Origin of the sequence: Paenibacillus sp. CFBP13512, from assembly GCF_005233705.1 — a bacterium.
In the GTDB taxonomy this organism is placed as follows: domain Bacteria; phylum Bacillota; class Bacilli; order Paenibacillales; family Paenibacillaceae; genus Saccharibacillus; species Saccharibacillus nuruki.
In genome coordinates this window covers 57,302-80,794 of the sequence record NZ_QGAD01000014.1, presented here as the reverse complement: position 1 = coordinate 80,794, position 23,493 = coordinate 57,302, and the positions used below count along the sequence as shown (strand labels likewise).

The 23,493-nt window shown below is 38.7% G+C and carries 16 protein-coding genes; 12 read left to right on the top strand and 4 right to left on the bottom strand.

Features of this window, described 5'->3' with window-relative positions:
• Positions 1-16 precede the first annotated feature (16 nt).
• From PaeCFBP13512_RS18120 to PaeCFBP13512_RS18105, 4 genes are all read left to right on the top strand, one after another.
• Positions 17-574: an imm11 family protein gene (locus tag PaeCFBP13512_RS18120; RefSeq protein WP_069328417.1), complete on the top strand. Its 558-nt coding sequence runs from the start codon at positions 17-19 to the stop codon at positions 572-574.
• Between the two features lie 137 nt (positions 575-711).
• The gene (locus tag PaeCFBP13512_RS18115) at positions 712-1,845 is read left to right on the top strand and encodes a glucose-1-phosphate adenylyltransferase (RefSeq protein WP_069328416.1); all 1,134 of its coding nucleotides are present in this window, start codon (positions 712-714) and stop codon (positions 1,843-1,845) included.
• Between the two features lie 20 nt (positions 1,846-1,865).
• Complete coding sequence (gene glgD, locus PaeCFBP13512_RS18110; RefSeq protein WP_069328463.1) at positions 1,866-2,969, top strand: glucose-1-phosphate adenylyltransferase subunit GlgD; 1,104 nt, start codon at positions 1,866-1,868, stop codon at positions 2,967-2,969.
• 37 nt (positions 2,970-3,006) lie between these two features.
• Complete coding sequence (locus tag PaeCFBP13512_RS18105; RefSeq protein WP_069328415.1) at positions 3,007-5,451, top strand: glycogen/starch/alpha-glucan phosphorylase; 2,445 nt, start codon at positions 3,007-3,009, stop codon at positions 5,449-5,451.
• Between the two features lie 582 nt (positions 5,452-6,033).
• Here PaeCFBP13512_RS18105 and PaeCFBP13512_RS18100 read toward each other — a convergent pair.
• Entirely contained in the window at positions 6,034-7,389 is a 1,356-nt protein-coding gene (locus PaeCFBP13512_RS18100; RefSeq protein WP_161594307.1) for a helix-turn-helix domain-containing protein, read from the bottom strand.
• Between the two features lie 210 nt (positions 7,390-7,599).
• Here PaeCFBP13512_RS18100 and PaeCFBP13512_RS18095 point away from each other — a divergent pair, with 210 nt between their 5' ends.
• The 4 genes from PaeCFBP13512_RS18095 (at position 7,600) to PaeCFBP13512_RS18080 (ending at position 14,783) form a co-directional block, all read left to right on the top strand.
• Positions 7,600-10,170 (top strand): glycoside hydrolase family 3 N-terminal domain-containing protein, encoded by a 2,571-nt coding sequence (locus tag PaeCFBP13512_RS18095; RefSeq protein WP_137225060.1) that lies wholly within the window; start codon positions 7,600-7,602, stop codon positions 10,168-10,170.
• 205 nt (positions 10,171-10,375) lie between these two features.
• Positions 10,376-11,230 carry a BglG family transcription antiterminator LicT gene (gene licT, locus PaeCFBP13512_RS18090; protein ID WP_137225058.1) on the top strand — a complete coding sequence of 285 codons (855 nt, stop codon included), beginning with the start codon at positions 10,376-10,378 and terminating at the stop codon, positions 11,228-11,230.
• Between the two features lie 205 nt (positions 11,231-11,435).
• On the top strand, positions 11,436-13,364 hold the full coding sequence (locus PaeCFBP13512_RS18085; protein ID WP_069328411.1) for a beta-glucoside-specific PTS transporter subunit IIABC: 1,929 nt from the start codon (positions 11,436-11,438) through the stop codon (positions 13,362-13,364).
• A 624-nt stretch (positions 13,365-13,988) separates the two neighbouring features.
• Positions 13,989-14,783, top strand: a complete 795-nt coding sequence (locus tag PaeCFBP13512_RS18080) for an imm11 family protein (RefSeq protein WP_137225056.1) — start codon at positions 13,989-13,991, stop codon at positions 14,781-14,783.
• 233 nt (positions 14,784-15,016) lie between these two features.
• On the opposite strand, the gene PaeCFBP13512_RS18075 is transcribed toward PaeCFBP13512_RS18080, so the two are convergent.
• A complete protein-coding gene (locus tag PaeCFBP13512_RS18075; protein WP_241669425.1) occupies positions 15,017-16,318 on the bottom strand; it encodes an MFS transporter in 1,302 nt (433 codons plus the stop codon).
• A gap of 59 nt (positions 16,319-16,377) precedes the next feature.
• Positions 16,378-17,352, bottom strand: coding sequence for a glycoside hydrolase family 43 protein (locus PaeCFBP13512_RS18070; protein WP_137225054.1), 975 nt, complete (start codon positions 17,350-17,352; stop codon positions 16,378-16,380).
• A gap of 340 nt (positions 17,353-17,692) precedes the next feature.
• Between PaeCFBP13512_RS18070 and PaeCFBP13512_RS18065 the strand changes: the two genes are divergently transcribed.
• The gene (locus PaeCFBP13512_RS18065) at positions 17,693-18,115 is read left to right on the top strand and encodes a chemotaxis protein CheW (RefSeq protein WP_069328409.1); all 423 of its coding nucleotides are present in this window, start codon (positions 17,693-17,695) and stop codon (positions 18,113-18,115) included.
• A 315-nt stretch (positions 18,116-18,430) separates the two neighbouring features.
• The gene (locus tag PaeCFBP13512_RS18060) at positions 18,431-20,227 is read left to right on the top strand and encodes a glycoside hydrolase family 43 protein (RefSeq protein ID WP_137225052.1); all 1,797 of its coding nucleotides are present in this window, start codon (positions 18,431-18,433) and stop codon (positions 20,225-20,227) included.
• Positions 20,228-20,367: 140 nt separating this feature from the next.
• Here PaeCFBP13512_RS18060 and PaeCFBP13512_RS18055 read toward each other — a convergent pair whose 3' ends face one another.
• The gene (locus PaeCFBP13512_RS18055) at positions 20,368-21,204 is read right to left on the bottom strand and encodes a sugar phosphate isomerase/epimerase family protein (protein ID WP_137225050.1); all 837 of its coding nucleotides are present in this window, start codon (positions 21,202-21,204) and stop codon (positions 20,368-20,370) included.
• A 204-nt stretch (positions 21,205-21,408) separates the two neighbouring features.
• Here PaeCFBP13512_RS18055 and PaeCFBP13512_RS18050 point away from each other — a divergent pair, with 204 nt between their 5' ends.
• Both PaeCFBP13512_RS18050 and PaeCFBP13512_RS18045 read left to right on the top strand, forming a co-directional pair.
• The gene (locus PaeCFBP13512_RS18050) at positions 21,409-22,083 is read left to right on the top strand and encodes a phospholipase D-like domain-containing protein (RefSeq protein WP_161594306.1); all 675 of its coding nucleotides are present in this window, start codon (positions 21,409-21,411) and stop codon (positions 22,081-22,083) included.
• A gap of 143 nt (positions 22,084-22,226) precedes the next feature.
• Positions 22,227-23,456 (top strand): glycoside hydrolase family 43 protein, encoded by a 1,230-nt coding sequence (locus PaeCFBP13512_RS18045; protein WP_206665609.1) that lies wholly within the window; start codon positions 22,227-22,229, stop codon positions 23,454-23,456.
• The last annotated feature ends 37 nt before the right edge of the window (positions 23,457-23,493 follow it).

The following is a 23,493-nucleotide window of genomic DNA, read 5'->3' as shown; positions in this document are numbered from 1 at the left end:
AAAGGAAGAGATATGTATGTGCTATATCCTATCACCAGCGAATGTATACCCGGATCGTTATTGGTTTAAGTACAATTTCAATGATTCGCCGGATCATTTGAGTTTCAAAAAAGGCACACCTCAACGAGATTGGGCGAAGACGCCAAAGTTCCATTTGCAAGGAGATATCGATCTTAATCACTTAATGCATTTTGATTGGTTTATGAGTGACGGTCCAGATTTGGTCGGACCCAGGCTAGCTAATGTGATTCGACAATATGCAGATAAAGATGTGCAATTGGTAGATGCAGAAGTCACTGTGAACGGAACACCGCTGAATGGATTTCAGGTGCTCAATATTTTGACCGTTATCAATTGTCTTGATCCCGAAGAATCTGTACATATTCCATTACTTCCGGGTATTCATGGAAGTCCAGTACATTACATTTCGGTGGCTTTTCAACCGGATGGGCTTCGAGGTCATGGACTCGTTCGTTCGAACGAAGATATCAGTCTAATTGTAGCTTCTTCTGAATTCGTAGAAGCGTGCCGTGCGCAGAACATAGCTGGTATTGTTTTTAAGGAAAATCTGTAGTATCTATAGGTGCAACATGCCTTAATAGGCGGTCTCCTTCTTTTTTGGAATACAAGGGTATCGTTAAATGATTCATTGATTCTTAGCGTTACATGTCTCTGCAAATTATATGATAATCACATGAAGGGGGCTTTTCCATGAGTAAGAAAGAAGTAGTAGCAATGTTGCTTGCCGGAGGTCAAGGCAAAAGACTCAAAGGTCTAACAAGATTCCTGGCAAAGCCAGCCGTATATTTTGGTGGTACTTATCGTATTATCGATTTTCCTCTTAGTAATTGCGCCAATTCACGTATTGATACAGTAGGTGTATTGACACAATATGAACCCATGGTCCTTCATGCATACATAGGTGTTGGTAACGATTGGGATATGGATCGCAAAAATGGTGGAGTCTTTGTATTACCGCCACATGAACGCGAAGAAGGTAGTAGCTGGTATCAAGGAACAGCAGATGCGATCTATCGCAACCTTAATTTCGTGGAAAGATTCGATCCTGAACACGTTCTTATTTTATCCGGTGACCATATCTACAAAATGGATTATGGCAAAATGCTGGATTACCATAAAGAAAAAGACGCAGATTGCACCATCTCTGTAGTCAATGTCACACTGGAAGAAGCAAGCCGCTTTGGTATGCTGAATACAGATGATGATCTTAAAATTTACGAGTTTGACGAAAAACCAGAACATCCAAAAAGTACTCTTGCTTCTATGGGAATTTACTTGTTCAAATGGGATGTGCTTAAATCTTATCTAATTCAAGATGAGACGAATCCAACATCTTCTTATGACTTCGGTAAAGATATTATTCCTTTACTGTTAGATGATGACAAAACATTGTACGCTTATCCATTCGAAGGCTATTGGAGAGATGTCGGTACAATCCAAAGTCTATGGGAATCCAATATGGACATGCTATCCGAACATCCGGAATTGGATTTGAATGATCCGAACTGGCGTATTTTCACACGTAGCCCGAATCAGCCTGCTCAATACATTGCACCTGAAGCTAAAGTCAGTGATAGCATTATTAACGAAGGTTGTATTGTACATGGTGAAATTAATCATTCAGTTCTATTCTTTGGCGTGGAAGTCGGCGAAGGTAGTATGATTACTGATTCTGTTATTATGCCTAATGTTAAAATAGGTAAAAATGTCCGTATTCACCGCGCGATTATTGATGATGGTATGGTATTACCAGATGGCACACAAATCGGTGTGGATCGTGAAGATGAGAGCGAAATCTTACTAATAACGAATGAGTCATTATAATATAGAGGACGGTGATGGGAATGAAGGGCTTCGTAGGAGTTATCAACCTGGATCATGAATTAGACCAATTAAATGAATTAACATATTTCCGTTGCGGTGCAGCCGTTCCATTTGGTGGACGCTATCGTCTGATCGATTTTGCTTTATCGAATATGATGTATGCAGGTATGGAAGATATCGCATTATTTGTTCGTCGTAAATATCGTTCATTGATGGATCATCTAGGCGAAGGTAGACCGTGGGACTTGGATCGTAAACGGGGTGGACTCTTTATCTTGCCACCGGATTGGCATGATCCAACCGATACTTCACTTGGGGATCTGCAACATATTCATAATAATATGGATTATTTCCATCGCAGTTCTGGTGATATTGTAGTGAACAGTGGAACACAGCATGTGAACAAAGTAGATTTCAATGAAGTCTACAAGTATCACAAAGAAAAAGGCGCTGACGTCACTGTTGTTTACAAAAAAATAGCTGAATTGGAACCAGAGCATGGCCCATGTCGTCGCGTAGAAGTAGATGAGAATGGATATGTGTCCGGTTTTCACCATGAACGTGATCACAGCAATGTTTATCTAGAAATCTTTATTATGGATAAAGAATTGTATTTGGATCAAGTTCGTTACTCTATCGCTCATGGCAAAAGCTATTTCTTCCGTGATGTGATTCAGCACAATCCGAATGGTCTGAAAATTGCAGCTTATGAATATACAGGCTACAATGCAGTCATCAATTCAGTGGAAAGTTATTACAAAAACAGTCTGGCTCTATTGAACCCGGATAACTATATGAAGTTGTTCCATGAAAAACCGGTACAGACGAAAATTAAATACGAAGCACCAACCAAGTATCTAGAAAGCGCTAAAGTGACCAATTCGCTTTTGGCAAATGGATGTATTATTGGTGGAGAAGTTGAAAATAGTATTCTGTTCCGTGGAGTTAAAGTGGAAAAAGGCGCACGTGTTGTCAATTCGGTTATTTTGCAAAAATGTACAATCGAAGCAGGCGCTGTTCTGGAAAATGTTATCTTGGATAAAGATGTTCGTATTTCAGGTGATCGCACATTGATTGGTGATGTGATAAAACCATACGTTACAGCGAAGAGCACTTCCGTCTAAATACAGAATAGAAATAGAATAGAGGAGGAACGCCCTGTTGTTTACAAGCAAAGAGTCATTCAAAAGTATATTTCAGGATAATGTAGTGTCCAAATTAGGAAAAACGTTAGAAGAAGTATCAAGTGAAGATGTATATACGATTCTAAGTCGCATGATCCGTGAATCAGCGGGAAAAGAATGGGCAGCAACGAACCGCGAATTTAAAGATAATGAAGAAAAGCAAGTCTATTATCTATCACTTGAATTTCTGATAGGACGTCTACTAGGTAATAACCTACTTAACATGGGTGTCCTTGAAATTGTACAAGAAGGTCTGGAAGACTTAGGGGTTTCTCTTTCTGAAATAGAAGAACAAGAAGCAGATGCAGGTCTAGGTAATGGCGGTCTTGGCCGCCTTGCTGCTTGCTTTATGGATTCACTAGCTTCCCTTGGATATGCAGGGCATGGCTGTGGTATTCGTTATAAGTACGGTTTATTTGAGCAAAAAATAGTGGATGGTAATCAAGTTGAATTACCAGATAACTGGCTACAAAAAGGGAACGAATGGGAAGTCCGTCGTGACGACCGTAAAGTAGAAGTTCGCTTTGGTGGTAATGTTCAAGTTCATGAAAAAGATGGCGAACTTGAATTCTCTCTTCATGATTATGAGGGTGTCTGGGCGATTCCTTATGATGTTCCGGTGATCGGATACAAAGGTAATAAAGAATCTTCCCACATGAATACTCTTCGTCTGTGGAGTGCAGAACCGATGCGTGAGATGGCAAGTCGTAGTTCTTCTTCAGGAGGCAACTATTACAGTTATCTGGATTACAATCGTTCGGTAGAGTCGATCTCCGAGTTCTTGTATCCTGATGATTCCCAATATGAAGGACGACTGCTTCGCTTGAAGCAACAGTATTTCCTTTGTTCTGCTGGTCTTCAAAGTATTCTGCGTACCTATGATAAATTAGGGCTTAGTTATGAAGAATTGCCGAAAAAAATAGCGATTCATATTAATGATACGCATCCAACACTGGTTATTCCTGAACTCATGCGTATTTTATTAGATGAAAAAGGCTATGGATGGGATACTGCATGGGAGATTGTAACGAAAACGGTCTCCTATACAAACCATACGATTTTGAGTGAAGCTTTAGAAAAATGGCCGACTCATATGGTACGTGAACTATTACCACGTGTGTATATGATTATTGAAGAGATCAATACTCGTTTTTGCGGAATGTTGATGGATAAATATCCAAACGATCCTGATCGTGTAGCGCACATGGCGATTGTTTTTGATGATCAAGTGAAAATGGCACATTTGGCGATTGCAGGTAGTCATAGTATCAATGGTGTAGCTGCATTGCATACCGATATTCTGAAGCAACGCGAAATGAAAAATTTCTACGAGCTATATCCAGATCGGTTCAATAACAAAACAAATGGGATTACGCATCGTCGTTGGTTGATGCATGCTAACCCTGAATTGTCTCAGTTGGTTAGTGAATCGATCGGTACACGCTGGATCACGCATCCACAAGAAATGGTTGGCATTTTGAAATATAGCGAAGATGCTAGCTTCCAAGAACGGACAGCTCAGATCAAGCTGAATAATAAGCAAAAGTTAGCGTCGTATATTGAGCAAAAATACGATGTTAAAGTAAATACCGACTCGATCTTTGATGTACAGGTTAAACGCCTGCATGCCTACAAGCGGCAGTTCTTGAATATTCTTCATATTATTCACCTGTACCATCAGATCAAAGCTATGCCATCACTGGATATGGTTCCACGTACGTTTATCTTTGGAGCCAAAGCAGCACCAAGTTATTATTTAGCAAAAAGTACGATCAAGCTAATTAACAGCGTAGCTAACGTTGTGAATAATGATCCAGATGTGAAAGACAAACTGAATGTCTTTTTCTTAGAAAATTATTCAGTATCTTTAGCAGAGAAGATTATTCCGGCGGCTGATGTCAGTGAGCAAATCTCGACAGCCAGTAAAGAAGCATCCGGTACAGGGAATATGAAATTTATGATGAATGGTGCTCTAACCGTTGGTACATTGGATGGTGCTAACGTGGAAATGCATGAGATGTTAGGCGACAATAACATGTTTATTTTCGGCTTACATGCAAATCAAGTGATGGATTATTATCAGCATGGTGGTTACAATGCTCGTGATATCTATAACAGCGATTCACGTATTCAAGAAGTTATGAACCAACTGATTGAACGTGGACCATTCACTAATCATAATAATGAATTTGATATTTTGTACCGTTCAATTCTGGATATGAACGATGAATATTTCGTATTGAAAGATTTCTCCGCCTATACAGAAGCTCATGTTCAGATTGATCTCGCTTATCGTAATCGTAAAGAATGGCTGAAAAAATCTATTCACAATATCGGACATTCTGGTAAATTCTCTAGTGATCTGACGATCGGGCAGTATGCGTCAGAAATTTGGAAAATCAAACCTGTGGATCGTCCTTAATATTGCATATGGATTGAATGAGCTGAATATAGTTAGTGAATGAAGGGAATCCTTCTTGGTATTGTGATTGTCTGCGGATGATTATGATAGTGGGGAGGGTTCTTTTTCTTTTATGCGGTGGAGGGACATCGCTACGTAAAATGATTATCCTCTCGATCACTGTTAAGAATGGATATTTTGAACAACTTCTATCGCAGTAAATATCCATTCTTAGTGTATGCTTACGAAGTAGTTTTCTTGCGAAAACTTGTAAGGCTAACGCTACGCTTCTTACGGATAATTCCTTTTCCTTCGCTAAATCGTTGTCTACATCCAAACAAGAAACACTTATTTATTATGGTTATACTAGATCAGCAGATTTTTTTGCTAAAGGTAATGAATATAATTCAGTTTTATCTTAAAAACATGCAATATATCTAACACTAGAGTTACAAACGTCCACTGAGCGCAGGGAGCGATATAGTTCTGAAAGAGCGAAGCGCTCGCCTTTGTAAATGGATACCTACCGCAAAGCGGTTGATCAAGGTATCCATTTACAACAAGCGACGACAAGAACAATATCGCACCCGGAGCGCTGTAACTCTAAAACACCCCCACACCCATCCGTTCCCCACCCGTACGATTCTTCTGATACTGCTTCGGCGTAACCCCCGTGTACCTTTTAAAAATCTTCGTAAAATAACTCTGATCGTGGAACTGCAATAACGTTGAAATTTCCGCTAGTGAATAATGAGAAAGGCTGATTAATTTTTTCGCTTCATCTATACGTTGTTGCTGAATGTAGACAACAGGCGAACAGCCGATTTCTTTTTTGAATAATTGGGATAAATAATCAGCATTTAGCTTTGTTTCTTTTGCCAAATATTGTAGATGAATCGGTTCGTACAGATGGCTGAAAATATAATGACGTGTGAGATTAACTTCATGCGAATATCGTTGCTTTTGCCCTTCCAGTACGCGATCCACAAAGTCAGCATTACATCGTTGAGTCGTCATATGCACTTGAGCTGGATTTTCACATTCTTCCACCGCTTGAATATAAAAGTCGCTTAACGTATAAGCAATTTCGGCGTTGACTCCGCCATCCATTGCTGCACGTGTGACGAGCGTAACCGAGCAGATACCTAGATTTTTTTCGTTACGTAACAAGCTTTTTTTGGACAATACTCCTAATTTTTCGGTAGGAAAGCCTAATTCCCACTGGATCAAATCTTCTTTGCGACCTTCTCGAATATATTGAAGAAACACACGCTCCATTTCTGGATTATGATGATAACGATCCGAGGCCGAGTATTCTGGATCATTCTCATGATGTGTTAAGGATTCAGATGAAGCTAGACGTGGAATAGAGTCCAAATACACACGGTGAATAGACGTAGCAGGAATATGCAAGTTATGTTGAATCAATTCGGCAATATCTAATTCTTGCTGGTACAGCATAAAATAAATCATGACCGCAGCATTATAGATACGTTCTTTGGAGATCAAGGGAACTTTTTTATAAAATGCCCATACTTCATCTTGCTGACGGAATGATAACTGATGATCTACAATAATGCCTTTGATCAATTCTTCCGGGACAATCGCATTGAAAAAAGGACCTGCGATCAGTGCACCTGCCAACGTGGTAGAAGTAGTATGCACTGTAGAAGATAGATCAGAAGCGGAAACATTCCTATTTGCATCACTGCTAGCATTTTCATCTGTAATAGCATCTGGATACGAATGTAAAGGTATAATGAGATACTGTTCTACAAAATTAGTCGCATGAATTAGTGGATACTTGCCCTGAATATGTTCAGTCAATAATTGTAACCCTTCACTTTTACTTGTATACAAAGGGTTAAAGTTCTGCGCAGGGTATTCTTCAATCAGTACAGCATGCTGATCTACAAGATAAAGTGGAATCTGATACTCAATATGTATACATTTCATCATAAATTTAAGGGTATTTAACCAGTGACTATTCATATCATTGTCCAACTCCAATCATTTTTGCTCGATCTTTTTTTATTATCGAATAATAAGGTATTTATTATTTTACTAAAAAAATAGGAATAATACCATAAATATAATGTCATAACGCTTACATTAGAGCAGTACACTATATACAAATAGAGAATAGCAATTGGAAACGAGGGCATACGAATGATAGGAATATGGAACAGTACATCACAATTACAATCATCCAAGTGGAAATTTTTATTTGAGGTTCAGCAAGAGTCTCCTAAGCCAACACCACAGGATTACTCTTTGACCGTGCAAATGGAGCCATTACCACTTGCTCTAGATATCAAGCACATCCATGTAGAAGGTAATACGTTGAAAGCTACCGGAAGTGTGGTTGTTTTGCCGCATGGAGAAGGCGAAGCTACGATTGAAATGGTATTTGAAGAAGATTGCTTTACTGGCTTTATTTCACTACCTTTTACAGGAGTGATGAAGCTTGATGGTACAAGAGGTAGAGGACAATCGTTAAGCGAAGAATTGATTAACGTCGTTGCTCCTTATCATAAAAATAATGTTATCGAACGTACTCCAGAAAATATTCAAGCTCAAGTCGAACAGTTGCTTGGCGAAATGACGATTGCCGAGAAAATCGGGCAAATGAGTCAGTGTATGGCTTCTGATTTTGCTTTTGGTGGCGATATCGAAGCAGAATCGGCAGACGTTCTCGTTGAACAAGGACGTACAGGTTCAATCTTAGGTGCTTTTAATAGTAGTCGTGTATTTGAATTGCAAAAAACAGCTGTAGAAAAATCTCGTCTAGGTATCCCATTGATGTTTAATGCGGATGTTATTCATGGTTTCCAAACGATTTTCCCTGTACCGCTGGCATGGTCTTGTAGTTGGGATATTGAAGCGATTCGTGATGCTTGTGCAATCGCAGCCAAAGAAGCAACCGCTACAGGAATTACCTATAACCATGCACCTATGGTTGATATTGCACGTGATGCTCGTTGGGGACGTGTAGTCGAAGGTTCAGGTGAAGATCCATATCTAGGTTCCCTTATTGCTAGAGCGCAAGTAGAAGGCTTCCAAGGGGCTAGTTTATTTGACAAAGAAACATTGATTGCTTGTCTGAAGCACTTTATCGCTTATGGCGCTTCTGAATCCGGTCGTGATTACAATACTGTTGATATTTCAGAATGGATGTTGCGTAATCTGTATTTGCCTCCTTTCCAGGCTGGTCTTCAAGCAGGTGCGGCTTCGGTGATGAATGCCTTTAACTTTTATCAAGGAATTCCGATTGCAGCTAGTGAAGTGATTTTGAAAGATTTACTGCGTGATGAATTAGGATTCGACGGTATCTTGATCTCTGATTATGGTGCAGTAGAAGAGATTTACACGCATGGTGTAGCGAAAGATCGTAGTGAAGCTGCTCGTCTATCGCTTAATGCAACCATGGATATCGAAATGGTATCGCAAACGTATGAGCAATTTCTACCACAGCTTGTAGCAGACGGCAAGATTCAAGAACAGCAATTAGATGATGCTGTACGACGTATTTTGACATACAAATATCAGATCGGTATTATGGATGATCCTTTCCGTTATGTGCGTCCAGATAAAGAAGTCGAGTATCATTTCAACGAAAGCCATCTACAAGCTAGTCGTGAATTAGCTCAGAAATCAATCGTTTTGCTCAAAAATGAAGCTCAAACGTTACCGCTCCATGTGGCTGAATCGAGTGCACGCATTGCAGTCATCGGACCTTTCGGAGATAGCAAAGATTTGTTAGGGCCTTGGCAGTTTTCCAAATATGGAGCAGATACAGTCACTCTATTAGAAGGATTACAAGCCAAAGGCATTCAAGAAGATCGTCTGCTATACAGTGAAGGTTCCAAAGTGAATGAATCGATTGTAGGTGGAATTGAACGAGCACTTGAAGTGGCTAGTCATGCCGATGTGATCTTGTTAGCACTGGGTGAAAATAGTGAAATGTCCGGTGAAGCGGCTTCACGTATGGATATTACGATTCCTGAACCACAGCAACAGTTAGCAGAAGCGATTGTTGAATTAGCGAAGCAATCCGGTAAAGCGGTGGTATTGGTTCTTACCAATGGTAGACCACTGGTACTGGATTGGTATGAACAACATATGGATAGTATTGTTGAAACATGGTTTTTGGGATCGCAAGCAGGACATGCGATTGCTGATGTATTAGTCGGCGATTACAACCCGTCTGCCAAATTAACAATGAGCTTTCCGAAGCAAGTGGGACAAGTACCGATCTATTACAATCACTTCAATACAGGTAGACCGGTTACTGCCGAAAATGAACACGAAAAATATATTTCCAAATATTTAGATGGTCCGAACGATCCGTTATATCCTTTTGGTTATGGACTGAGTTATAGCCAATTTGAATATTCCGCTATCGAATTAAGCCGTTCTACTATGCAACGTTCTGAGTCGATTATAGCAACGGTTCAAGTGACGAATACTAGTGCAGTGGCAGGACAAGAAATTGTACAATTGTATATTCAAGATCTATACGGAAGTACGGTTCGTCCTGTCAAAGAACTAAAAGGATTTGAAAAAGTTACACTAGCTCCAGGTGTGACTGCACAAGTACAATTTGAAATCACAGAGGAATTGCTCAAGTATTGCAATGCACGACTGCAATGGGTAGCAGAAGCTGGAGAATTCAAAGTGTATATTGGTTCCAATGTAAAACACGTACAAGTAGCAGGGTTTGAACTGATTGAAGCTTGAATTAAAAAGCTTTTCGCTGTAACATAGTAGTGAAGTAAGTGCTTACAAAAAAGTGTTGCTAACATTTTGAGCGTATGTTACTATGGATTCACAGAAAACCAAAAACACGGATTGTTACTGATTACTCAGGCAAAACCGAAATTGACGCTCCAAGTCATTTTTGGTTTTGCCTTTTTGACTATTTTGATAGTAAAAGGTGATGGGAATGAAAATAGCACAAGTGCTGAATAATAATGTTGTCACAGTCATCAATGCTTCTGAACAGGAGCTGGTGGTCATGGGTCGAGGTATCGGTTTCAAAAAGCACCCTGGCGATCTGGTGGATGAGACAAAAGTAGAAAAAGTATTCAAGCTCGAAAGCAGGGAAGTCTCACAAAAGTTGATGACATTATTATCAGACATTCCCATCGAATACGTAGATTGTTCAGACGAAATTATCCGATATGCGCAGACGATACTCGGAAGCAAATTGCATGACAGCATTTATATCTCACTGACCGATCATATTCATTTTGCGATAGAACGTTATCGACAAGGAATAGAGATTCGGAATGCGATTCTTTGGGAGATCAAAAAGTTATACCGTAAAGAATATGTAATCGGTATGAAAGCGCTCCAAATGATTGAAGACAAATTAGGTGTTGAGCTGACTGAAGATGAAGGTGGATTTATAGCGCTCCATTTCGTGAACTCACAATTGAACGGTGAGATGAGCGAGACGATCAGTATGACCAATATCGTCAAAGATGTTCTACGAATCGTTACCCGACATTATGTTTTTGAAATGGATGAAGAATCATTAAGTTATTTCCGCTTTTTGACGCATTTAAAGTTTTTCGCACAGCGCGTACTCCATGATACAGTAAGCGATAGTGGAGACAATTCGTTACATGATATGGTCAAAGTCCAGTATCCTAACGCTTATGCATGTGCACAGAAAATTGAGTCCTACACCAGCAAAATTCACCAGCGTAGCCTTTCCAAAGATGAATTGCTGTATCTCACGATTCATATCGAACGGATTACTAAGGCTGAACAGACAGAACGATCAGAAGGGTAGTATCATGAACCAACTCACACAAGTAAATACATCAATGAATGGGATTGTGACTTTAATTAGGCAAAACCTGAATGTGGATAGATGATCATGCAATATGCTATAGAAGCATTGTATGTACTGTCAGTGTAGACTGACTCATTTATAAGCATTTAGGTTTTTTTGTATCCTAATCGTAATAGCCCTATATAAAAAGGAGAAGCTTACTATGGATAGAGAGAAATTATCACAAGACATACTGGATTTAGTCGGCGGTACAAGTAATATTGATCAGGTCACTCATTGTATGACCAGACTTCGTTTTAACTTGAATGATGATAATCTAGCCAACAAAGCTCAATTGGAACAAACACCCGGCGTAATGGGTGTCATGAAAAATGGCGGTCAATTTCAAGTTATTATTGGAAATGAAGTCGCCAATGTATACAAAGAATTAATCAAAAAGATACCTGGAGCAGGGCAGACTGAAAATACATCTTCATCCAAACCCAAAAAGAAACAGAATCCAATCAGTACGCTGTTTGATTTTATTTCAGGTATGTTTACACCGATCTTACCTGCAATTACCGGCGCAGGGATGATCAAAGGGATCGTAGCGATCCTTGTAGCCTTAGGCTGGATGTCTAACACAAGCTCTACTTACATTATTTTGTCAGCCATCGGAGATGGAGCATTTTACTTCTTACCGATTATTCTAGCGATTAGTGCTTCTCGTAAGCTGGGCAGTAATATGTATATCGGGGCAGCCTTAGGAGCCGCTATTATGCACCCGACGATCACCGCATTATTGGGTTCAGGGCAAGCGGTAACATTTGCTAGTATTCCAGTAGTAGCAGCAACGTATTCTTCGACAGTTATTCCGATCGTGATTGCGATCTGGATCGCTTCTTATGTAGAAAAGGTAGTAGATCGCTTTACTCACGTATCGCTCAAATTATTAGTCGTACCTACGATTACATTGTTAGTTATGGTGCCTTTAACATTGATTGCTATTGGACCATTAGGGTCTATTATCGGAAATGGATTATCCGGTGGAATCGCTTGGTTATTTGAAAATATGTCGATTGTCGCAAGTATTCTAATCGGTGGTACGATGTCATTGTTAATTATTACAGGTATGCATTATGCTTTGACACCGATTGTTATCGGTTCGATTACAACATTAGGATATGACTTTATTATTCCTTTGATGTTTGCCGCTAACTGGGCGCAAGCAGGTGGAGCACTAGGCGTAGGTCTTCGTTCCAAGAATGCTCAAACCAAATCGCTTGGCTTCTCTACAGGTTTAACTGCTATTATGGGGATCACGGAACCTGCTATGTATGGTATCAATATGAAATTCAAAAAACCATTTATTGCTGCTCTAATCGGTGGAGCGATAGGTGGAGCATTTATGGGTATCTTCCATGTTAAATCGTACGTGATTACCGGATTGGTGGGTCTACCGAGTGTAGCAGCATTTATCAGCCCATCGATCAGTACACTAATCTATGCACTATTAGGTGGTGTCGTTGCTCTAGTATCTGCAACAGCGATTACTTATTTTGCAGGAATTAAAGAAAAGACAGAAGAGTCTGAATCTACTCCGGTTGCCAATACTGAAGGTAATAGTCAATCTGCAACAAGTCATCAGGTAGCAGCATCGAATGTCATTGATATTCACCAACCGACTATTCATCAAGTGGTTGCCACCGATATTTTCAGCCCTGTAGCTGGTGAAGTGAAGCCACTTAGCGCTGTCAATGATCCTGCATTTTCTCAAGAAATTATGGGTAAAGGGGTAGCGATCGAACCGACAGAAGGACGAATTGTATCACCTGTAAATGGAACAGTATTCTCTGTTTCCAAAAGTGGACATGCAATTGGACTTGTAAGCGACACCGGAACCGAAATGTTAATTCATATCGGAATCGATACGGTGAAGCTCAAAGGTCAACATTTTACACCTCATGCCAAAGCAGGAGAAACAGTGAAGATCGGGGATCTATTAATGGAGTTCGATCTCAAAGCAGTACGTGATGCAGGATATGAGACGATTACACCTGTGATTGTAACCAATATTAATGATTATAATGATCTACAATCTGCAACACAGCCTAATACACGTTCAGGTGAACTATTGTATAAATTAAGCTAATATCATAGCTAGTAACCAAGATAAGAAGTGAATAAGATTAGACTCATTATGAGCATATATTGAATCTCAAGCAATACTAACAAGCTAACCGAATATATGATATATGCTAAAAATATACACAAAAAGAGCTTGAACAATGTCATGGGTGATTATTTCCCGACATCGTTTAAGCTCTTTTTGCTACAGTAACATTGTGTTGGCATTAAGCCGTTATAGTTGAATTCAAATTATAGATCGCCACTGAATGCTTTGATAACCAAAATACCACCAAATACAATAGCAATACCCAGCACAGCATACCAGCGTTCTTTCACTAGATTATTCACGAGTAGACTCCTTTAAACCGTTCATTAGATTGAATTGGTATGGTTCTTATAACCAAACCATATTGTACCAAAATGAATTGTAAATTCAACCCTTTTATAGTTATAAAATTATAGAGAAAACAAAATTTTTTAATTAATATAGATGCCTATGTATAAGTTGCATAAAATATTAATCTATCTATACCCTACAGATAATGGTGATAGTAAATTAAATATGCAATTAATTCGTTATAATGATATAAATATTATAAAAAAAGTGAAATTTATTTTTGAAAATCTATTAGAGTAGAGGAAAAAAATGAAAATTTGGAAAATAACTAGTAGTGAAAAAAATATTGTACTGACTATAGGTGAATGGATTGATTTTTTAGATAATATCCGAGGTCAATCTCTCATTAAAGAGTGGATACCATTTGAAGTTTTTATTGAAGGAAGCAAAAAAAAGTATAAAGATTTTCCATCGTTTCTTCCTAGTGCACCCGTAATAGGTATAGAAGCAAAGAAAAAAATTGAAATTTTTTTGGAAGGAGAAGTAGAATTTTTACCTCTTATTCATGAGAACCACTCATTTTTTCTTCTTAATATTATTAATGTGATTGACTGTGTAGACCAAGATAAATCAATTGCTGATTTTTCAAAAAAAGGTAAAAAAACAAATTACAAAAAAATATATTTTAATAAAGAACTTATAACTACAAATAATAAAATATTTAAAATTCCTGAATTTCCAAGTAAGTACTGTTTTGTATCTGATGAATTTAAAGAATTTATTGAAAAATCTGGTTTGCATGGTCCAGATTTTGATTTGGTATGGGACTCTGAAATAGACCAAGAAACTGAACTTCATCAACAGCAGAATTACAACGAATATATTAATAGTGTTAATAATAGTTTCGATCTCAGTATGTCTTGGGAACAAGCAATGAACTGTGTAAACCAAAACGAGGCTGTGGTCAGTGATCGATGGAAATTAAAATTAGATCAAGATCTTAATATTTTACTTGGACAATTAAATATGGATTTACAATATGATTTTGTCAGTCCAAAGTATATTCCACCGATTCTTTTAGATCTGAAATGGAAAAAGGCTTAGATGTTGAGTAAGGAACTTTAGCAGTCATATAGATCACCAAAAGTATTTTTGAAAAAAAGTATGTTATATGAAATGTAGTATTAGTAATTTTCTCTAAATAATTAAAAATAAAAAAGCCTTTCAGCGTAAAAGACTGAAAGGCTTTTTTGTATTATGATATCTACCTTCAACAACTTATATCGTTCTGATGACGCTTACTAATAACGCTTACATATACTGCTTATCAAGCTACATTATACTTTAGGCATAGCTACCATTCGTTCTTTATTTTGCTTCGGTGTAACGCTTCCTACAGGCTCACGTTTGTTTTTATCATTGGATAGTCCAAAGATCGAAATCACCGTAATCAGTAATACGATGGCGCTCAAGAAGTAATACGTATTTTGGAAACCAATACTGGTGTACATATTACCGGCAATACTTGAGAAGACCACAATAGCGGCTTGCTTGGCAAAGTTAAACGCTAACAAATAGATCGTAGCGGAAAGTCTAATATCGAACACGCTTGTAATGTATTTGAAAATGGATACTAACAACAATGGCATTTCAACAGCAGCAATCAAACGAAGTAATGATAAGCTGACAGTGTCTGTTGCGATAGCGGTTCCAAAAATACGTACAAACGTTAATAATCCGAAAAGTAACAGTCCGTTTTTGGCTCCAATTTTGTTAATAATAAATGGCATAAAGATCATCAAGATCGCTTCAATCGCTGTTTGTAAAGACACCAGTTCACTAAAGCGCTGTGTACCTAAATCAGGAGAAGCAAAGAATTGATTATAATAGTTCGGGAATTGTTGATCAAATACATCGTACACACTTGCTGTACCGACAATCAGTAGAGACAAGAACCAGAAATTTTTAAGTTTGAAAATCGAAAATACACGTTCTTTGGTAATTTCACTAGAAGCTTCATTCGAATCCGCAGGTACACCGGCTGCACTTGCCGAAGGATCAACTTTAGCTGTATGCAATAGAATCCCCAATATAGCCGCAGAACAAGACGCGAACCAGAAAATACTGATAGGATTATACAGATACATCATTCCGCCGATTAAAGTCGCTGTAGCACCGGCAATTGAACCGAAAAGACGTACACGACCGTATTCGATTGAACTGGCACGACTAGCACGTTCAATATACGCTTCAACGACCCCAACACCACCCTGGAAAACAGCACTCAGGTAAATACCACCAATAATCGCGCCTACCCAGATATTATATTGAAGAAGTGGAATAAATAAAAAGGTAAAGAAGGGTCCCATAAATAAAGCAACAATAACAACAAACCAGAATAAGTTTTTACGGAATCCTAATTTGTCTGAAATCACACCGAAAAACGGTTGATAACATAAAGCGATTAACGAAATTGCTGAAAATACAAGTCCAGTATGGCTAGCATCAAGCCCTGCTTCTTCTTTTAACCAGATCGGTAAGAAAGCAAGTACAACTGCCCAGATTAAAAAGTAGAAAAAGAACAATCCGCCAAAATTCCAAAAATTCCATTTTGGTAATTTGATATTGTTTAACTTCATGATTCACTCATCTCCGTATCCATATCGTTGTCTCTATTTATGAACAAACAAATCTTGATTTAAGAACGAACAAATCCTGCATCAGGCACAGGCTTGCCAAAGTTCGGTGTACCATCTTCATTCCATGTAATCACTTGTGCGCGTGTATGGCGGTTAGGATCGTATAATGGATCGCCTGTAATTTCAGTGTAATTACGTCCATGATAGACAAGTACATCATGTTGATCATCTTCAGTACGGGTAAAGCTGTTATGCCCGGGGCCGTATTGACCATTTTCAGCAGCACTTGTAAATACAGGTTGTGGCGATTTGTGCCATGAGTTCACATCTAATAGATCACTATTCTCATCAGCAGTCAGTAATCCCATGCAATAATTCTCATCGGTAGCGCTTGCAGAATACGTAATAAAGATTTTGCCATTACGTTTGAGCACAGCTGGACCTTCATTTACAAGGAAACCAATTACTTCCCAATCCAGTTCAGGTTTAGTCAACATCGTTTGTTTACCTTTAAGAGTCCACGGATTTTCCATTTCTGAAATGTAAAGATTGGAATTGCCCGGGATATCATAATCACGTTGTGCCCATACATAATAAAGGGTGCCATTATGTTGGAAAGTGGTTGCATCCAGTGCGAAAGATTCCCACTCTGTAATGATTTGTCCTTTTTCTACCCATTGACCTTCTAATGGATTAGCAGCATCTGTCTCGATCACATACATACGATGATTAAATGTACCATTCACCGGTTCAGGAACATCAGCAGCAGCGAAGTAGATATACCATTTCTCATTAATGTAATGTAGCTCTGGAGCCCAGATCAGGTTGCTAAGCGGTCCGTGGTCTGGTTTGCGCCATACGGTTACCGCAGGAGCATCAGCTAATCCTTGGATCGTCTGAGCACGTCTTACGTCTAGTCGATCATATTCAGGTACAGAAGCTGTGAAATAATAGTATCCATCTGTATGTTTGTAGATCCACGGATCAGCTCGTTGTTCCACAATCGGATTTTTGAATTCAGGTAAGTTGGTCATGATATCGTCTCCTTGAAGTGTGGTATAGCATTATCCTGATTTATTTTCAGGTAACGCTTACAAGTTTGATTTAAAAAATATGTACGTACATTTATAGTTTATATAAACATTAATAATAAACTGATACATACACTAATTTTCTAAATAGTAGCATTTATTTAAACATATTTCAAGAATATAGATCAAAATAGATAATAGACCTGTCTATAATGTGTATTTTCTGTGGTTAAATGTACGTACATGTAGAGGAATAGAGAAAGTAGTAAAGAATATGAGCCATTTGGTCGATAAAGGATATATACGCAAATGTCAGATTATATTGTTCGAGGAGCTAATCATTATGAAAATCGAATTGATTGTATTTTATGTAGCAGGTCAAGCTTATGCTATTAACTTTAATGAAATTGATGAAATTCAAACTGCTAAAAAAGGAACACCGTTACCCTTTTCAGAAGATTGGCATGAAGGATTGATCACGATTCGTGGAGCATTGTACCCGTTGGTTAATCTGCGTAAAGTATTGGCTGTGTCTTATGAAGAACCGAAAGAAACAGACAAAATGATTTTGCTTCGTCGTACTCGTGTTGCTCTACTAGTGGATGAGCTAGACAATACAGCGACTGTAGAAGAATCAGAGTTGAAAGAAAACCCGGAAGTAAATAGCCGTGATATTTTGCCGAATGCATTTGAAGTGAATGGTAAAATTATACCGATTGTGAATGTAGAGTCGTTGTTGTCGTACACACGTAACGCATACGTCTAAACATCTGCTTGAGTCATATCGCATCATGTCTTGCATATAAAAGTAAATAAAAAAAGCGCCGTCTGCTTATCGCAGGGCGCTTTTTTTATATTAAGATAGCAAAGATTCTGCTCCATCTACATACATTTCAGTACCACTAATTTGAATAAAATAAGTAGTCTAATTTATAAGGGCTTTTATGATTGAACTGAGAGCGTATTTATAGTTTGAATTACTAAATTTGTAAGCGTATACTTTAATTTCTATAGACATTTAGAGTATGATAGAAGTGGAAATGAACACGTTAACATAATAGATTAAAGGAGGATATTATCAATGACATTACAGTCTGATCCACAAATCTATACGAACCCTATTATTCATGAAGATTATTCTGATCCTGATGCTATTGCGGTAGGGGATGATTTCTACATGGTGGCTTCTAGTTTTGCGCATGTTCCGGGATTACCCTTACTTCATTCTACAGATCTTGTACATTGGAAGTTGATTCATTATATTTTGCCCAAGTTAGAATTTCTAGAAGGTTCGTCTGATTATGATCAGCCTAGACATGGAGAAGGGGTATGGGCACCTAGTCTTCGCTATCAGAATGGACGTTTTTGGGTGTTTTTCAGTACGCCGGATGAAGGTATCTTTATGTGCTCGGCAGAACAACCAACAGGCCCATGGACTGCTCCGCATATGTTGAAAAAAGTCAAAGGATGGATCGATCCGTGTCCATTTTGGGATGAAGATGGGCAAGCTTATCTTGTGCATGCTTTTGCTCATAGTCGTTCAGGGATTCGAAGTAAATTGCAAATGTTCCGTATGAGTGCAGATGGTCGTGAACTTCTGGGTGAAGGACAAATTGTGTATGATGGTGGATCGGTTCATCCTGTTATGGAAGGCCCCAAGTGTTACAAACGTGAAGGAAAGTATTACTTATTTGCTCCTGCGGGAGGAGTTAGTCATGGTTGGCAAGTTGTTTTGCGTGCGGACCATATTTTCGGACCCTATGAAGATCGGATTGTGTTGCAACAAGGAAATAGTGAAGTGAATGGACCACATCAAGGAAGTTGGGTAGAGACAGCGGCAGGAGAGTCGTGGTTTTTACATTTTCAAGATAAATATGCGTATGGACGAATTACTCATCTTCAACCGATGCAATGGGATAACGGTTGGCCTATTATCGGGCAGTATCAACAAGGGCAGACAGCAGGAGAACCTGTATCACAATGGCGTATGCCTGTAACTCGTAATAACAATCCAGCTATCGAATATTCTTCAGAAAATCAAGCTTCGAATATCACATCTATGCAACCGTATTCACTTTATGAGGAACAGATCCAATTATTAGATGGAGCGACTCAGACTTTTGGATCACAGTGGCAATGGCAAGCAAATCCGCAACCAGACTGGTATGCTACCGATGATGAACATCAGGAGTTACGATTATATGCGTGTCCATTTGTATCTCGTGAAATAGGCTTACCGGACAAGGCGGTATTGTATGATGCTCCACAATTGTTGTTACAGAAGTTACCTTCATCCCATTTTACAGCGACGACCCGATTGCAGATAGCTCCCAAATCGATGACTGAGAAATTCGGACTCACTGTATTTGGACGAACATATACGTATTTAGCGATAGAGCAGAATGAAGATCAGCACTATCGTTTATCGTTAACACAAGGCTATAGTGATCAAGATGCTAAGGGGCAAGCGCTTGATCATCCGATTGAAGAAGACATTTGGCAGACAGATCTGCATGATCTACAGGTTAATCCTTCACAACCACATATATCCAATCCTATCTATCTGCGTGTATCAGTATGGTTAGATACCAAGCAAGACGATCATCCTGCACCTGCAAGCACCGCAAGAGAAGATCAGATTCCGGTATCTATTTTGCATGCAGGGTTATCTCAATTTAGTTATAGTCTGGATGGTAGCCATTTTATTGATATTCCACATATCGAACCTATTCACCCCGGGCATTGGGTAGGTGCCAAAGTAGGCATATTTGCTGTGGATTTGAAAAAAAGAATAGAGCCATTTGAATTAACAAGTGATGATCAGGATACCATAGGATATGCAGAGTACAGCACATTTTTCATCGAACAACAGCATTAATAGATAGCCATAGATAAAATAAGCACATTTCAATTGTAAAGCCCCACCATTGATCTCTGATGAGTACAAGAGACGGATGGTGGGGCTTATTTTGTATATCTTTATTAAATTCTTAATATATAGAATCAATTAACAGATGATCAGATCGTAGAAAGAGCTTGAAATACATGATTAAATCCACGCTCTGAACGTTCCCATAATGACGTGATTGAATCGGTAGGCGGTTCTGGTGTGAGAATTTCTTGTGCTACTACGCCCGTATAACCGATATCTTGCAAAGCTTGAACAAAAGAACGCAAATCAATGACTCCTTCAGCAGGATATAAGCGATCATTATCCAGCACTTGATCCATAGGAATATCTTTGGCATCGTTAATATGCACATGGACAATCTGATCTGCACGTAATTGACGAATATCATCCGCTGTAAATCCTGTTGTATAACAATGATAAGTATCGACCAGTAAGCCTACATTAGTCTGATTTATGGCATCAATCATTGTTAAGGTATCTTCTACACTATGAATAAATGGGTATTTCCAAGCAGTACGCAAGTGATGTGGCCCTACAAATTCTAACCCTAATCGAATACCATATGCATCCAAAATAGAAGCGATCTGACGTAAACGCACAATACTCTGCGCCATATAAGCAGCAGGTAATTCATCGGTAGCAGGTAAAATATATGTACAACAGCTCTCACAACCAAGTAAAGAAGCTTGATATGCTGTTGTAGCTACACGGGTTAATTGTTCACGAAAAAGGGATTCGGTCTGACTCCATTCTACAGGCAAGCCTATCGAACCCAATACAACATGATGATCTTTCAAAAGTTGTTGAGTTCCTTCTAATCCATACTTAGCAACTAATGTATCCGTACTCATATCGACAGCGCCAAATCCATACGTAGCGGCAGAACGGACTAATTCTTCAGGTGAAATGTGACCAAGTCCAGCCTGACTGATTCCTTTAATCATTAATAATCATCTCCCAATCGTGAATGATGGTTATAGTATTCGTGCCAAAGAGGTGGAAGTCCTTTATATCTATTGAAGATAAAAGGTATTTATTAGAGTGTTATTTTGATTCGAAAGAGCATTGGTTTATAATAGGGTGTATTCATTAAAGAAGAATGGTCTCTTTCATCGAAGTTGATGCATAAAGAAAGGATTTTGCCCATAATGACCTTATTACGTCATAAAATAAGTTTGCTTCATTTTACTTTTTTGAGTGCAGTGATGGTATTGAGTGCGTGTTCGAGCACTTCAAAAACGATTGCACCTGAAGTATATTCAGTCCCACTTCAAAAAAATTCAGATCATATATCATCTACGACCAAGCCTACTGTAGAACCGACTACACAAAGTACACCCACAGATCCGGGAACAACGATTGATTATGTCTTTTCAGCAGAAGGACAAAAGCCGGATCAGCTCATTATTAATTTAATCAATAAAGCACAGTCTACACTGGATATAGCTATCTACAATCTGTCACGAGAATCAATTGTTCAAGCGTTGGAATATGCGCAAAAGCGTGGCGTGCAAGTGCATATTCTTACAGATAAAACTAAAGTAGAAAAGAAATCACAAATCAAAGCGCTTCAAACATTAATAGAAGCAGGAGCAACGATTAAGATCAATACATTTGATGGTAAAATGCATGAGAAAATGTTAATTGTAGATCGTCAAATTGCTACTGTAGGTTCATTTAATTATACCGATGAATCAAGCGAAGAAAATGATGAAGTGTTAGTCGCTATTCATGATGCTAATCTGGCGGAAAAATGGTCAGTTATTTTTGAACATATGTGGAATGATCACAGTCGTTATGAGACTTGGATTGCGAATAATTAAACAATATGTCATACATTTTCCTTTTATTGGATATTTGACTTAAAAAATGGTTTTTATTACAATGAGAAATATACTTCCTAACAAGAGGAGTATATTTTTTATATGTTTTTGTAAGCGTATACAAAATAAAAGGAGGCAATGTAATGAATCTATGGTCAACAAGTAAAAAATGGCTACCTCTTGTCTGTGGGTCTGTATTGTTCACTTCTTTATGGATGCCTACATCGATCTCAGCAGCCACAACAAATGATACTTCTTCAGCAATCCAGGTAGCGAATACCTCATCTTTTACACCCGGTGCGGTCTGGAATGATACGAATGGTGTACCTATTCAAGCACATGGTGGCGGGATATTATACAATCAGCAAGATGAGACCTATTACTGGTATGGGGAAGATAAGACCAATGGATACTTACCTGCACGTGGCGTTCATGTATATGCTTCCAAAGACCTTTATAATTGGGAAGATAAAGGATTAGCATTAACAGCCATTGAATCGGAAGATGATTTTACGAATGATCCAGTTATTTCTAAATTATATGCAGGACGTACAGATACTGCTAACATACTTAATGATATTGGAACGAATCGCATTATCGAACGCCCTAAAGTGATTTATAATGAAAAAACAGGCAAGTACGTTATGTGGATGCATACCGATGGGCCAAGTGCGACATCAACTGCTAATTATGCCAAAGCTCAAGCGGGCTATGCGCTGTCTGATTCACCAACAGGACCTTTTGTATATGGAGAAGGATTCCGTATGGATCGAGCACCTAAAGATGCAGAGTACAATGGACAACCGGATCAGCCGGGGATGGCAAGAGATATGACTTTATTCAAAGATGATGATGGAACCGCTTATCTGGTCTATTCCAGTGAAGAGAATCTAACGATCTACATTTCCAAGTTAAACGATGACTATACTGATATTACAGGTTGGCACAAAGAAGGCAAAGCAGAACGGGATCAGGAATATCAATCGGTCTATGGTGAAGATTATGTACGTGTATTCCCGGGAGCACAGCGTGAAGCACCAGCGATGTTCAAGCACAACGGCAAGTACTATATGGTGACTTCTGGAGCGACTGGCTGGGACCCGAATGTTGCTAAATATACAGTAGCTGATCATATCTTTGGTCCGTGGGCACCGTTGAAAAATTTTGCACCGGATAGTCAGACTACATTTGGTTCGCAAAGCACACATATTATTCCGGTAGAAGGAGCACCCGGTAAATTTATCTATATGGGAGATCGCTGGAAAAAAGATAGCCTCAAAGATTCACGTTATATCTGGTTACCTATTAAAATAGCAGACGATGGTGCAATTACATTATCTTGGCGTGATGAATGGACGCTAAACGATCTGTAATAATGTTACCAAATAGCATTTACATGTATTTCACATG

Coding starts and splice junctions, on each gene's coding strand:
- PaeCFBP13512_RS18085 (WP_069328411.1), top strand. CDS start 11,436: ATGGATAGAGAGAAATTATCACAAGACATACTGGATTTAGTCGGCGGT.
- PaeCFBP13512_RS18120 (WP_069328417.1), top strand. CDS start 17: ATGTGCTATATCCTATCACCAGCGAATGTATACCCGGATCGTTATTGG.
- licT (WP_137225058.1), top strand. CDS start 10,376: ATGAAAATAGCACAAGTGCTGAATAATAATGTTGTCACAGTCATCAAT.
- PaeCFBP13512_RS18070 (WP_137225054.1), bottom strand. CDS start 17,352: ATGACCAACTTACCTGAATTCAAAAATCCGATTGTGGAACAACGAGCT.
- PaeCFBP13512_RS18080 (WP_137225056.1), top strand. CDS start 13,989: ATGAAAATTTGGAAAATAACTAGTAGTGAAAAAAATATTGTACTGACT.
- PaeCFBP13512_RS18075 (WP_241669425.1), bottom strand. CDS start 16,318: ATGAAGTTAAACAATATCAAATTACCAAAATGGAATTTTTGGAATTTT.
- PaeCFBP13512_RS18055 (WP_137225050.1), bottom strand. CDS start 21,204: ATGATTAAAGGAATCAGTCAGGCTGGACTTGGTCACATTTCACCTGAA.
- PaeCFBP13512_RS18050 (WP_161594306.1), top strand. CDS start 21,409: ATGACCTTATTACGTCATAAAATAAGTTTGCTTCATTTTACTTTTTTG.
- glgD (WP_069328463.1), top strand. CDS start 1,866: ATGAAGGGCTTCGTAGGAGTTATCAACCTGGATCATGAATTAGACCAA.
- PaeCFBP13512_RS18045 (WP_206665609.1), top strand. CDS start 22,227: ATGAATCTATGGTCAACAAGTAAAAAATGGCTACCTCTTGTCTGTGGG.
- PaeCFBP13512_RS18115 (WP_069328416.1), top strand. CDS start 712: ATGAGTAAGAAAGAAGTAGTAGCAATGTTGCTTGCCGGAGGTCAAGGC.
- PaeCFBP13512_RS18100 (WP_161594307.1), bottom strand. CDS start 7,389: ATGATGAAATGTATACATATTGAGTATCAGATTCCACTTTATCTTGTA.
- PaeCFBP13512_RS18060 (WP_137225052.1), top strand. CDS start 18,431: ATGACATTACAGTCTGATCCACAAATCTATACGAACCCTATTATTCAT.
- PaeCFBP13512_RS18065 (WP_069328409.1), top strand. CDS start 17,693: ATGAAAATCGAATTGATTGTATTTTATGTAGCAGGTCAAGCTTATGCT.
- PaeCFBP13512_RS18095 (WP_137225060.1), top strand. CDS start 7,600: ATGATAGGAATATGGAACAGTACATCACAATTACAATCATCCAAGTGG.